This is a genomic window from Amycolatopsis sp. cmx-4-83, assembly GCF_046548815.1.
GTDB lineage: Bacteria > Actinomycetota > Actinomycetes > Mycobacteriales > Pseudonocardiaceae > Amycolatopsis > Amycolatopsis pretoriensis_A.
This window is the reverse complement of sequence record NZ_JAEBEF010000016.1, coordinates 118,552-130,956: the sequence shown is the minus strand read 5'-3', so window position 1 is coordinate 130,956 and position 12,405 is coordinate 118,552. Positions and strand designations below refer to the sequence as shown.

General features: G+C 72.7%; 12 protein-coding genes. 5 read left to right on the top strand and 7 right to left on the bottom strand.

The genetic code is table 11. The annotated features are described in order from the left end of the window. Positions 1–31 precede the first annotated feature (31 nt). The 3 genes from ACLJQM_RS40300 to ACLJQM_RS40290 are packed head-to-tail and all read left to right on the top strand — an operon-like array spanning position 32 to position 2,520. Complete coding sequence (locus ACLJQM_RS40300) at positions 32–1,528, top strand: ArnT family glycosyltransferase (RefSeq protein ID WP_410635594.1); 1,497 nt, start codon at positions 32–34, stop codon at positions 1,526–1,528. Positions 1,529–1,561: 33 nt separating this feature from the next. Continuing rightward, on the top strand, positions 1,562–1,888 hold the full coding sequence (locus ACLJQM_RS40295; RefSeq protein WP_410635592.1) for an FAD-dependent monooxygenase: 327 nt from the start codon (positions 1,562–1,564) through the stop codon (positions 1,886–1,888). Beyond that, positions 1,885–2,520, top strand: coding sequence for an FAD-dependent monooxygenase (locus tag ACLJQM_RS40290; RefSeq protein ID WP_410635591.1), 636 nt, complete (start codon positions 1,885–1,887; stop codon positions 2,518–2,520). The genes ACLJQM_RS40295 and ACLJQM_RS40290 overlap by 4 nt, the downstream gene beginning before the upstream one ends. On the opposite strand, the gene ACLJQM_RS40285 is transcribed toward ACLJQM_RS40290, so the two are convergent. Beyond that, entirely contained in the window at positions 2,517–4,868 is a 2,352-nt protein-coding gene (locus ACLJQM_RS40285) for an alpha-L-fucosidase (RefSeq protein WP_410635590.1), read from the bottom strand. The two genes, ACLJQM_RS40290 and ACLJQM_RS40285, sit on opposite strands and share 4 nt — an antisense overlap. Positions 4,869–5,095: 227 nt before the next feature. Here ACLJQM_RS40285 and ACLJQM_RS40280 point away from each other — a divergent pair, with 227 nt between their 5' ends. After that, positions 5,096–5,359 carry a hypothetical protein gene (locus ACLJQM_RS40280; protein WP_247022934.1) on the top strand — a complete coding sequence of 88 codons (264 nt, stop codon included), beginning with the start codon at positions 5,096–5,098 and terminating at the stop codon, positions 5,357–5,359. A gap of 410 nt (positions 5,360–5,769) precedes the next feature. Continuing rightward, entirely contained in the window at positions 5,770–6,990 is a 1,221-nt protein-coding gene (locus ACLJQM_RS40275; protein ID WP_410635588.1) for an SGNH/GDSL hydrolase family protein, read from the top strand. On the opposite strand, the gene ACLJQM_RS40270 is transcribed toward ACLJQM_RS40275, so the two are convergent. The 6 genes from ACLJQM_RS40270 to ACLJQM_RS40245 form a co-directional block, all read right to left on the bottom strand. After that, on the bottom strand, positions 6,976–8,253 hold the full coding sequence (locus tag ACLJQM_RS40270; RefSeq protein WP_410635586.1) for an MFS transporter: 1,278 nt from the start codon (positions 8,251–8,253) through the stop codon (positions 6,976–6,978). The two genes, ACLJQM_RS40275 and ACLJQM_RS40270, sit on opposite strands and share 15 nt — an antisense overlap. Further along, positions 8,250–8,792, bottom strand: a complete 543-nt coding sequence (locus ACLJQM_RS40265) for a GNAT family N-acetyltransferase (RefSeq protein WP_247022931.1) — start codon at positions 8,790–8,792, stop codon at positions 8,250–8,252. The genes ACLJQM_RS40270 and ACLJQM_RS40265 overlap by 4 nt, the downstream gene beginning before the upstream one ends. A gap of 231 nt (positions 8,793–9,023) precedes the next feature. Beyond that, positions 9,024–9,581, bottom strand: a complete 558-nt coding sequence (locus ACLJQM_RS40260; protein ID WP_247022930.1) for a YbaB/EbfC family nucleoid-associated protein — start codon at positions 9,579–9,581, stop codon at positions 9,024–9,026. After that, the gene (locus ACLJQM_RS40255; protein ID WP_410635584.1) at positions 9,578–9,922 is read right to left on the bottom strand and encodes a type VII secretion target; all 345 of its coding nucleotides are present in this window, start codon (positions 9,920–9,922) and stop codon (positions 9,578–9,580) included. Before ACLJQM_RS40255 ends, ACLJQM_RS40260 begins: the two co-directional genes overlap by 4 nt. A gap of 4 nt (positions 9,923–9,926) precedes the next feature. Beyond that, the gene (locus ACLJQM_RS40250) at positions 9,927–11,915 is read right to left on the bottom strand and encodes a hypothetical protein (RefSeq protein ID WP_410635583.1); all 1,989 of its coding nucleotides are present in this window, start codon (positions 11,913–11,915) and stop codon (positions 9,927–9,929) included. A gap of 8 nt (positions 11,916–11,923) precedes the next feature. Beyond that, positions 11,924–12,391: a hypothetical protein gene (locus tag ACLJQM_RS40245; protein ID WP_247022927.1), complete on the bottom strand. Its 468-nt coding sequence runs from the start codon at positions 12,389–12,391 to the stop codon at positions 11,924–11,926. Positions 12,392–12,405: the final 14 nt, after the last annotated feature.

The following is a 12,405-nucleotide window of genomic DNA, read 5'->3' as shown; positions in this document are numbered from 1 at the left end:
ACGATCCCCGGCACGCCGAGGGGAGGCTGCCATGGGGGCAGGTCGGGAGCTGCCGCGGTTCGCCGCGCTGCCGGTGGGGGTCGTCGTCGCCGTCCAGGCGGTCGTCTTGACCGTGCTGTCCGGCCGGTACGGCTTCCACCGCGACGAGCTGTACTTCGTCGCGGCGGGCCGCCGCCCGGACTGGGGGTACGTCGACAACCCGCCGATCACGCCGTGGCTCGCCCGCGCGTCGACCGTGTTGTTCGGCGAGACGCCCACCGGTCTCCGGGTCATCGCGACCCTGCTGGGCGTGGCAACCGTCGTCGTGGCCGCGCTCCTCGCCCGCGAGTTCGGCGCCGGCCGCGGGGTCCAGCTGTTCACCGCGCTCGCCACGGCGTTGTCGTCGTACGTCCTGGTCGTGTCGCACATGCTGGCCACCAACTCCGCGGACCTGCTGCTGTGGTCGCTGATCGCGCTGTCCGGCGTGAAGCTGCTGCGCACCGGCGACGGCCGGTGGTGGCTCGCGGTCGGCACCGCCGCCGGGCTCGGTCTGGCGAACAAGTGGCTGGTGCTGCTCCTGCTCTCCGGGCTCGGTGCCGGCGCGGCCGTCGCCGGGCCGCGCCGGGTGTTCCGGACCTGGTGGCTCGCGGCCGGGATCGGGATCGCCGTCGTGCTCGCCGCACCCGTCGTTCTCTGGCAAGCCGCGCACGGCTGGCCGATGCTGACCGTCGCCGGCGGGATCAGCGCGGACGACGGCGCCGAGAACCGCGTGCTGTTCGTGCCGATGCAACTGGTCCTGCTGTCGCCGGTGCTGGTGCCGGTCTGGGTCGCCGGCCTCCTCCGGCCGTGGCGCGACCCCGCACTGCGCTGGGCCCGCGCCCTCACGATCGCCTACCCCGTGGTCTGCCTCGAACTGCTGGCGGCGGGCGGGAAGCCGTACTACTCGATCCCGTTGCTGCTGCCACTGGTCGCGCTCGGCGCGGAGCCGGTGCTGCGGTGGCTGGGCCGGGGCCGGGTGACCCGGCGCGTGCTCACCGGCGCGGCCACCGCGGTGTGCGTGGTCGTGTCCGTCCTCATCGGACTCCCGGTGGTGCCGCCGCCGGCGTTGAACGGCGTCCTGCTGGCGCTGAACAAGGAACCCGGCGAGCAGGTCGGCTGGCCGGGTTTCGCGAACAGCGTGGCGGTCGCGTGGCAGCGGATCCCGGCCGCCGAGCGGGACACGGCGGTGATCGTCACCGGGAACTACGGGGAAGCCGGGGCCCTCGAACGCTACGGTCCCGGGCTCGGGCTGCCGCAGCCGTACTCCCCGCACATGTCCTACGCGGATTGGGGGCCACCGCCGGACCGACTGGTCGGCCCGGTACTGCTCGTCGGCGGCTTCGAACGCGGTTCGCCCGCGTCACGGCTGATCACCGGGTGCCGCCCGGTGGCCAAGCACTTCACCGACGACGGGGTGGACAACGACGAGAACGGCGTCGTGCTCTCGCTGTGCAGCACCCTGACCGAGCCGTGGTCGACGGCGTGGCCGGCCCTGCGCCAGTTCTACTGAACGGTTCGTCCGGTTCGCGCGACCCTCGGGCGCATGGCGGCGAGGCGCACGGCGGTGGCCGTGGTGGGGGCGGGCCCGGCCGGACTCACGGTGGCGAACCTGCTGCGGCGCGCGGGGATCGCCGGTGTGCTGCTGGAGCGGGAAAGCCGGGCGTTCGTCGAGCAGCGGCCGCGGGCCGGGTTCATCGAGGAGCGGGCGGTCCGCGGGCTCCTCGAGCGGCGCGGCCTGGGCGAACGGCTCGTCGCGAGAGCGCCGCGGCACGCGGAGTTCGAATTCCGCTCGCCGGGCAGCGGCACGCCTTCCGCTACGGCGACGTCACCGGGCAGCGGCATTTCGTTTACCCGCGCCAGCTCCTGGTGACCGATCTGCTCGCCCAGTACACCGGCGTGGGCGGTGAGCACCGGATCGAGTGCGACTTCGTCGCCGGCTGCGACGGCGCCCGCGGCGTCACCCAGGGGTACCTGCCGGCGGAATCGACGGTGAAAGCCCACCACGACTACGGAATCGGCTGGCCGGCGCTGCTCGCCGACGGCGTGCTGTCCGGCATCCACCCGCGCGGCTTCGGCGCGCACACGGCCCGCACGCCCGGCGTCACCCGGTTCTCCCTCCAGACGGCCGCGGGCGAGCCGGAAGCGGACTGGCCCGACGAACGCGTCCGGCGAGAACTGCAGGCGCGGCTGGTCGCGCCGATCGCAGCCAAGGGCATGAACCTGGCCCTGCACGACGCTTTCCTGCTCGCGGAGGCCTTCCAGGCGCACTACGCGGGCGACTCCGCGCCGCTGGCCGGGTATTCCGCCGCGTGCCTGCCGCTGGTGTGGCAGTACCAGGAGTTCTCGCTGTGCCTGTCGGACATCTTCCACCACACCGCGGCCGCGGCGGAGAACCCGTTCCCGGCGCGCATCGCGGAAGCCCGGATGCGTCGCCTGCTGGGTTCCCCGGCCGCGGCCGCGGCGTTCGCGGAGCTGTACATCGGCAAGAACGCCGACCTCTAGCTCCAGGCGATCTTGAACACCCAGGCGTAGCGGCTGGCTTGCCGCGCCGCGGCCGGGACGTCGATCACCAGCGAGCCGTTTTCCACCGTCCAGTGCAGGTTCCCGCGGTAGCCGAGCAGCGTCACCCGGTCGCCGGTGCGGATCGGGACCGGCGCGCCGACCACCAGCCTGCTGCCCGGCGCCGCGAGGGAATGGACGTAGAACGCCTCGTTCTGCTTGACCGTGAACCGCAGGTCGCCGAGCTGGGCCATCCGCGACCAGTACGTCGTCCCGTAGATGGCTTCGCCGTTGACCTTCAGCCACGCGCCCGCGTCACGCAGGTGCTTCTGCATCACGGCCGGGATGGTGCCGTCGAAGTCGGGACCGATGTCGAGCAGGAAGTTGCCGTTCTTCGACACGATGTCGACAAGCGTGCGGACGACCTCCGCCGCCGTCATGTACCGGTCGTCCGGCGTCGCGCGGTTGTAGCCGTAGGAGAACGGGTCGAGGCCGCGGCTGGCTTCCCACTTCGCGACCACGGTGTTCGGGTACGTCGTGTACTCAGGCGTCGTGAAGTCGTGATCCGGGATGCCGCCGCGGTCGTTGTAGGTGACGTCCTTGGGGCGCTTGCGGTTCTTCGCGCGGTTGAAGTACTCGGTGAGCACGGCCCGGCTGTCGTTGACGCCGCCGATGTCGAACCAGAGCACGTCCGGGTCGAACTCCGAGATCAGCTCGAGCACCTGCGGCGCCTGGTAGTCGCGGACGAAGTCCTTGCCCGCGGTGTACCCGGTGTAGGGCAGCGCCGCGCCGGTGTACGGGTTGCGCGGTGCGTGACCCATCCACGGGTTGTCCGGGTTGAACCACTCGGGCAGCGAGAAGTACAGGCCGTTGCGCAGCTGCGGGGTGTACTTCCGAGAGGCGGTGAAGAGCTCGTCGATGATGTTGCGCTTCGGGCCGAGCTTCACGGAATTGCGGTCGCTGACCTTGGTGTCCCACAACGCGAAGCCGTCGTGGTGCTTCGACGTCAGGACGTAGTACTCGGCGCCCGCGTCGGCGATCAGGTTCAGCCACGTGCGCGGGTCGAACTTCGCCGCGGTGAACATCGGGATGAAGTCGTCGTAGGCGAAGTTCTCGCCGTACTTCTCCCGGTGGTAGGCGTAGGTCGCGCCGTTCGGGTCCTGCTGGTTCTGCCAGTACCACTCGGCGTACTGCTGGCCGACCGGCGCCCAGGCAGGCACGGCGTAGACGCCCCAGTGGATGAAGATGCCGAACTTGCTGTCGTTGAACCAGTACGGCGCCCGGTGGGTGGCGAGGGAGGCGTCGGTCGGCCGGAAGTCCGGGACGCCGAGGGTGATCGGGACCTGCTGCGTCGCGAGGGTGCCGCGGCCGGCGGTGACGCGGATCTGGCCGTGGGTCGTCGTGCCGGGTGGCACGGACGGGTTCGGCGCGAGGCCGAGCCGGACCGTCGCCTGCTCGCCCGGCGCCAGCGCGCGGATGGTCGCCGGCACGGTGGTCCGGCCGCCGGGGACGTCGACGGTGACGGTGACGTCGTCGCGCGCACCGAGCCAGACTGTGCCGGCGTTGACGATGGTCGCTTCGGCGGCTTGCGGGCCGCCGTCGGTGAGGAGGTTCGCGCTCGACCGGCCGTCGAGGACGAGGGCCGAGCGGCCCACGGCGACCGGCTGCAGGGTGAGCGCGAAGACGTGCAGGCTGGCGACGTTCGGGGCGGGGTCGGCGGTCGTGGGCAGCGTGAGCGCGACGGCTTCGCGGGCCGGGTCGACCCAGACCTGGCCGGTAGCGAGCGATACGGGGTTGTTGTCGACGACCCCGCCGGGTGCGTAGCGGAACGGCGAGACGAGCGCGCCGCTGCCGGTGTACCAGTCGGGGCCGGAGAGGGAGCCGGTGCTCGTGGTGCCGTCGGCGTAGTGCACGGTCGCCGTGCCGCCGGTGGTGCCGTAGCTGGCCGCGACCAGGAAGTACGCGACGAAGTAGCGGCCCTTCGGCAGGTCGAGCCGCTGACCGGTGGCGGCGATGTTGTTCTTCGCGCCGGCGGCCGCGGAGCCGAGCTTGAACGGCACCCCGCCGACGGTGGCGGTCTGCCCGGCGGGCACGTGCTCGGCCGGAAAGGTGTAGCCGGACCCGTCGAAGTCGCCACCGGCGGCCGACGCGCTGTCGATGCCGTCGTTGGTGAACCACGCGTCGAGCGCGACGGGAACGGGGGGCGGCGGCGGGACGATCGGGGTGTCCGGCCGGTCGGGTGCGGCGTCCACGGGGATCGCGGCACCGGCCGGGGTCAGGCCGGCGGCACTCAGGGCCACGGCACCACCCAGGGCGATGCCGAGGGCGTGCCGGCGGGGGAAGGTCGTCACTGAACCTCCAGGGATCGGATGACTACGGCGGAATTGCGACAGAGTTCGCCCCTGGTTGGCCGATCTGTCGTTGGCGAAGCTGATTCATCCGATGACTGACCCTGCTCGCTGGGTCTCCCGGTGTCAAGAGGCGATCGAACTGAACCTGGCTCACGTCCGGCGCGTAGTCCTCAGTGACGAGCTGCAGCACTCGCGCCGAGACCCAGCCGCATCGAAAGGCCAGACCGATGTCCCCCTACCCGAACGCGCTGAGCCACCGCGCGATCGCCATGCTCAAGGCGATCGCCCAGGGCCGCGCCGAGCTCCGCTGCAGCTGCGAACCCGACCTCCGCGTGGACGGTTTGCCGTGCTGCGACCAGAACACCGCCCACGACCTGTCCCACGCCGGACTGGTCCGCGCGGTCGGCACGCCGTCGCCCGGCCAGTGGGCCCCGGCGGAACTGACCGACGCCGGTCACCACGCCCTCGGCGGCTTTCCCGCCGCCGCTTGAGCTTCGACCGCTCCCGCGCGTACTTCGTGAAGGCCACCTTGAGGAACGGGAAAGTTCCTGAAGGTGGCCTTCACGGCGTTCCGGGCAGCGGGCGGCGGCGGGGACCGGCGGCGCGGTGCGAGAAATCGGCGGGCGGGGTGAACCGCGCGGGGCCGGGGGCCGTGCTTGGGGTGAGGGCGTCTCGCACCGCCCTCCGGGGTTGCCACGATGCAACGATCCGGGCCAGCCTCCGCCCGATCGGGACCGGGTCACCCCGGCGAGCGGCCGTCGCGGCAACGGCCACCTCGCGCGGGCCCGTCCGGCATCCCCAGAATCCCGGACGGGCCCGCCCCTCGCTGTCCGGGATCTTGTCCGGTGCACTCACCTGATCAGCGGTCCCTGGCTCGGCGCAGTGGCGACACCGTGAGTGCATGCGACGCTTTCTGGCCGTGAGCGCGGCGATCCTGGCGGGGTTCGGACTCCTCACATCGGCGGGCAGCGCGAATCCGGAAAGCGCTCTCCCGAACCTCGCGCAGCACGCCGTCGGCGGCTGGGTCGGGACCTGGGCCGCGGCGCCCGCGTCCGCCGTCGCGAACACGCCGGACGGCTACCCCGGCTTCTCGATCCGCAACGTCGTGCACAGCAGCACCGGCGGCGGGCGGGCCCGCGTCCACCTCTCCAACGCCTTCGGGGCCACTCCCCTCACCTTCGGGCACGTCACCATCGCGGTGCAGGGCACCGGCCCGGACGCAGTGCCGGGCTCACTGCGGACCCTCACGTTCGGCGGTGCGCCGAGCGTGGTCGTGCCCGCGGGCGCCGAAGCGCTCAGCGACCCGGCCGAACTGCGGGTGCCCGCCGACGCCAACCTGCTCGTGACGACCTACGTGCCCACGAAGTCCGGGCCCGTCACCTACCACCCGGCCGCGGCGCAGACGTCGTACTTCACCCGGGCCGGCGACTTCGCCGGCAGCGAGTCCGGCGCGCCCTACACCGAGCAGACTTCCGTGTGGCACTACGTTTCCGGCGTCGACGTCCAGGGCGGCGCCGAGGCCTCGATCGTCGCGCTCGGCGATTCGATCACCGACGGCGTCGGCTCGCAGGCCGGCGCGAACCACCGCTGGCCGGATTACCTCGCCGACCGGCTGCACGGCCGGTTCGGCGTGCTGAACGCGGGCATCAGCGCCAACCGGCTGCTGCTCGACGTCCCCGGCTCCGGCGCCGGCCAGAACGCGCTTTCCCGGTTCGACCGCGACGTCCTCGGCGTCGGCGGCGTGCGGACGCTCATCGTGCTGGAAGGCATCAACGACATCCAGCAGGCCCCGCACCAGACCGACCCGGACGCCATCACCTCGGCGTACCGCCAGCTGGTGGCGCAGGCGCACGCGCGCGGCATCCGGGTCGTCGGCGCCACGCTCACGCCGTTCAAGGGCTGGCGCGTCTACGACGACACGCTCGAGGCGACCCGCCAGGCGGTGAACGCGTTCATCCGCACCAGCGGGGTCTTCGACGCCGTCGCCGACTTCGACGCGGCGGTGCGCAACCCGGCCGACCCGCTCACCCTGCTGCCGGCCTACGACTCCGGCGACCACCTGCACCCCGGCGACGCGGGCTACGAGCGGATGGCCGCCGCCGTCCGCCTAGACCGGCTGTGAGCGCGGGATGAACAGCACCGCGACGAGGCTCAGCACCGCCACCCCCACCAGGTAGAGCGACACCGAAAGCGAAGTCCCCGTGGACGTCTGCAGCGCCGTCGCGATCAGCGGCGCGAAGCCGCCGCCCAGCACCGCGCCGACCGCGTAGGAGAACGACGCCCCGCTGTAGCGGTAGCGCGGCTCGAACAGCTCCGCGAACAACGCCGACTGCGGCCCGTACGTCGCGCCGAGGCCGACGTTGAGCACCACCACCGCCACCAGCAGCCACACGGTGGCGCGCGTGTCGACCAGCAGGAAGAACGGGATCGGCCAGACCACCAGCAGCACCGACCCGGCCAGGTACACCGGTTTGCGGCCCACGCGGTCCGACCACGCGGCCGTGACGAGGATGCTCACCAGCCACGTCACACTGCCGACGATCACCACGACGAGCAGCGTGGTCCGGTCGATCTTCAGCACCGAAGTGCCGTAGGACAGCAGGTACGCCAGGAAGATGTAGCCGATCGCGGTGTTGGCGATGAAGCTGCCGGAGGCCACGAGCAGCGCCCGCGGCCGCTCGCGCAGGACGTCGGCCATCGGACGGCTGCTGCGCGCTTCCGCGTCCCGCAGCCGCGCGAACACCGGGCTCTCCTCGATCCGCAGCCGGATCACCAGCCCGACGGCGACCAGCACGATGCTCGCCAGGAACGGCACCCGCCAGCCCCACGCCGCGAACTGCGCGTCGGTCAGCGAACGGCCGAGGACGAAGAACATCAGCTGCGCCAGGATCAGCCCGGCCGGGACGCCGATCTGCGAGAAGGCGCCGTAGCGCCCGCGGTGCCCCTCCGGGGCGTGCTCGACCGCCATCAGCGCGGCGCCGCCCCACTCACCGCCCGCGCTCAGGCCCTGCAGGAGCCGCAGGACCAGCAGCAGGATCGGCGCCCAGACCCCGATGGCGGAGTACGTCGGCAGCAGCCCGACGCCGACCGTCGCCACGCCCATCAGGAGCAGCGACAGCACCAGCATCGCCTTGCGCCCGACGCGGTCGCCGAAGTGGCCCCAGAGGATCCCGCCGACCGGGCGGGCCAGGAAGCCGACCCCGAGCGTCGCGAACGCGGCGAGGGTACCGGAAGCGGGTGACAGCGTCGTGAAGAAGAGCTTGCCGAACACGAGGGCCGTCGCCGTGCTGTAGATGAAGTAGTCGTACCACTCGATCGTGGTCCCCACGGCGCTCGCCACGGCGACCCGGCGCAACTGCCGGGCCGCGACCGCCGGGGTACTCACGACCCGGCGAGTGCGGCCGTCGGGACAAGGTCTTCGGCCAGGAGATCCATCAGCAGCCCGTCGTGCCAGCTGCCGTCCGGGCCGCGTTCGTAGGAGCGCATCCGGCCGACCGGCCGGAAGCCGAGGGAGCGGTAGAGCTTGATCGCCGCTTCGTTGTCCGCCGCGGGGTCGATCACCACCCGGTGGTGCCCGCGCACGGTGAACAGGTGCTCGGCCAGCACGCGGATGGCGGCCGAGCCGAGGCCGCGGCCCTGCCAGTCCGGGTGCACGGCGATGTCGATGCCGGCGTGCCGGTACTGGGGATCCGCTTCCTCGAACGCGAGCTCGATGCCCACGACGACGTCGTCGTGTTCGATGGCGTAGGTCGTGGTGCCTTCATCGGGGTCCAGCAGGTAGGACACCTGGGCGGCCACCGGCTCCTCGGCGTCGGCCCACCAGCGGGCGACTTCGGGGTGCGACAGGATCTCCTCGAACCGGGCGGCGTCCGGGGCGGCGGCGGGCCGCAGCCGGACACGGCTACCGGTGATAAGGCCGGTCATCGGCTTAGTGTCGCCGCCCCGCCGTCCGGTGTCGAGCCCCGAACGGGGCCGGTCAGCAGTACTTTCGGCGGTTTCGCCGGCCCACGTCACCAGGGGATGTCACCGTTCCCGGCCGGGTCGGGTCACCGCCACCCGGCCGCCGTGCGATCAGCCCGCCGCAGCGTACGCCGAGCCGGCCCACGCGGGCGCGGGGGCCGGTCAGCCGCCACGCGACGGCCGACCCGGCCCGCGTCACCAGGGGTTGTTGTCGTCCTCGACCGGGTCCGGCCGGCGCCGTGGGGGCGGTGAGGCCTGCGGGGCCGACGGGGACGGTGGGACCGCCGCGCCGCCCGAGGGGGACGGCGGGAGCGGGCCCGGCTCCGCGGGCGGCGGTGCCGGCTCGTCCGGTTCGTCCGGGTCGGGGAACCGGCCGCGCAGCGTGTCGAGCAGTGCCGTGCGGGTCTCGCGGTCCTCGTCGCCGAGGCGCTCCGACATCACGCCCGCGACGCGCTCGGCGATGCCGGACTGCGCGCGGCGCATGGTCGTCAGGATCTGCCGGGACAGCTCCTCCAGCGGGAACGACTTGACCTTGTTGGAGAACGTCAGGTCGGTGACCGTGCCGTCCGCGCCGACGGTCACGCTGACCGCGCCGTCGGAGCTGGTCGCCGTCAGCCGGAGCCGTTCGGTCTCCTCCTGGGCCGCCTGGTAGCGCTCGGCCTTGGCCGCGAAGCCGGCCGCCCAGTCGTCCATGCGGCGGATCGCCTCGTCGGGGTCCCGCATCAGGTCCCCGAGCCCGTTCGGGCCGGTCATGCCTTCGTCCTCGTTTCCGCTGTGCGCGCCGACGCCGTGAGCTGCTTCTCGAACGGCTGCGCGTTGGCCTCTTCACCGTCGCGGTAGGACTGCGCGGCCGTCTTGACGTTGTCCGCGAGCCCGCGCACGCCGTCCATCGACGCGGTCAGCGCCTCCTTCGCCTTCTCCCCCATCGGCCGGATGATCGGCGGGAGGAACGCGCACAGCAGTCCGTAGGCGTGGTCCGACATCGCCGTGTCGGCGGCCGCGGACGCGGTGTTGAGCCGGTCGACCAGGCTCTCGACGTGACTCGAGTGCGCGACCAGTTCGTCCGGTTCGACCTCGAAGCCGGCGGCCGTCATGCGTTCACTTCCAATCCTGGTTCTTCCAGTCGCCGATCACCGGCGGGGCGACGACCTGCTCACCCGCGAAGAAGTTCGGGTCGTCGCTCTCGAGGTAGTCGGCCGCCTTGTGTTCCTTGTCGTTGTCGCCCTTGCCGCCCTTGGCTCCGGCGCCCATGCCGCCCATGCCGGGGGAACCGGCCGCGCCGGCCTTGCCCGCCATGCCGGCGTTGCGCGCCGCCGCGGCTTCGGCCTCCGCGGCCGCACCGGACGCGGCTCCGCCGCCCAGGCCCGCACCCGTGCCGCGCACGCCACCACCGACGCCACCGCCGCCCGCACCCGAGCCGCCACCGATTCCGCCGAGGGACCCGCCCCCGGCGCCGCCGCCACCGATTCCGCCGATGCCGCCGAGGCGGCTGGCGATGCTCTCGCCGTTGATGCCGCCGCCGCGGCCGATGGTCGGCATCTTGCCGGTACCGCCGCCGGGGATGCCACCCGGGCCGGTGCCGGTGGGCAGGCCGGTGATCGGGTCGATGCCGGGCGGGGTGAATCCGGGGATCGGGCCGACGCCGCGGCCGGTGGTGGTGCCGCCGCCGGGGATGTCCGGGATGTTCGGGATCGACCCCGGGGTGAAGCCGCTCCCGCCCGGGCCGCCGCTCGACGGGATCCCGGAGGGCGAGAAGCCCGACGACGTCGTCGAGTCGTCGAAACCGGGGACCGACGAGCCGGGGATGCCGGAGCCGGAGAAGCTGCCGCCCGGGATCTCGGGGATCGACCCCGGGTTGAAGCCCGCGCCGCCGCCACTGGCCGCCGGGATGCCGGCGCCGGAGAAGCCGGAGCCGCCGGCCCCGCCGCCGGGGACACCGCTGCCACTGCCGCCACCGGGGATACCGCTGCCGGAGAAGCCGGAGCCTTCCGAGCCCGCGCCGCCGCCCGGGATGCCCGCGCCGCCGAAGCCGCTGCCACCGGCACCGCTGCCGCCCGCACCGCTGCCGCCGGGGCCGCCCGCGGGGTCGATCTCGGCGCCGTCGAAGGAGGCCGGCTTCCAGTCCGCGGTGTTCTGGTCCATCGCGTCGCGCGCCATGAGCGGCTGCGCACCACCCGCGCCGGCGCTGCCGTCGGGCCGGGTGCCGGCCAGCTGACGCGTCGCGGTGGCGGTCGGCAGCTTCGGCGGGGCCGGGAACCGCGGCGTGGCGACCGCCGCGCCGATGGTCTCGTCGTACTGGGACATGATCTGCGCCGCGTGGTCGCGCGCGGCCGTCTGGGCCCGGTAGGTCTGCATCGCCTCGCCGGCGGCCGCGGCGTACTGCACCGGGTCCGTCATCGACATCAGCTTCTGGTTGGTGCTCTGCAGGTCGAACTGGACCGGCGGGTTCGCGACCATCTGCCGCTGGGTCTCGTTGAGCGCCTGGGAGTGGATCTCCTGCTGGCGGCCGGCGAGCGTCGCGCCCTGCGCGGTCGCGCCCAGCCACTTGCCGACGCCGGCGAGGTGCTCGCGGACCGCGTCACCGGCGCCGCCCTGCCAGTTGCTGGTGCTCGCGTTGATCGCGTCGGCCAGGGTCTTCTGGTGCGTGCCCAGGTCGTTGCCGACCCGCACCCACTCCTCCGACGTCTCCGCGACGGTCGCCGGGTTGGCGTCCTGCGTGATGGCCTCGTTCATCTGCTCGTGGGTCGCGTTGGCCCAGAGCGTCTTCGGGGCACCACCGTTTTCCCGCATGGTGAGGCCCTCGTCGAGGCCGTGCTTGGCGTCGTCGAGGTGCTGCTGGTACAGCTCCTGGATCTTCTTGTCGCGCAGGACCGGGTCGACGACCGGGCCGAGCCAGCCGCGCCGGATCTCGTCGTCGACCTGCCTGGTCGCCATCTCACGGATTTCGTCGCCCGACGGCGACTTGTCCGTGGTCAGCGGCCCGACGAAGTACTTCGACGACGAATCGGCCGTCACGTCGTACAAGGGACTGCGCGGGTTGTAGTCCGGGGACGACGGGTCCGAGACGGACTCGGCGGTGGGTGCCACGGTCTCCCTCAGCTCTGGTCGGCGGTCGGGAGGGAGGTCAGCGTCGCGCGCGTGGTCTCTTCCCGGGACTTGTAGTTCTGCTTGGCCAGCTTGATGGCTTCGATGTAGGTCGGGAACTCCTGCCGCGCGGCCTGCAGCTGCGTGACGAGGCCGTGCTCGTCGGCGGCGGTGCTCACCATGTGCGCGGAAACCCACTGGCCGGTCGCGGTGCGGCTCATCGCCGGCGCGTCGTGCAACCGCTGCAGGTTCGCCCAGCGCTGCTCGAGCGACTCGAGCACGCCTTCGAGGGCCTCGATCAGCCGGTTGCCCGTGGTGTCGTCGATGGCGAAGCCGCCGGTCTGCGCGAGCCGCTTCAGCTGGGCGCCGGCGAGCCCGACACGCACCGCGGCCATTGCCTTCTGCGCGGGTTCGGTCGCGGTCTGCATCTGCGCCGTCGCCTGGAGAGCCTGGGCAACCGCCTGGGTCTCTTCCGTCATCAGGACTGTTCCCT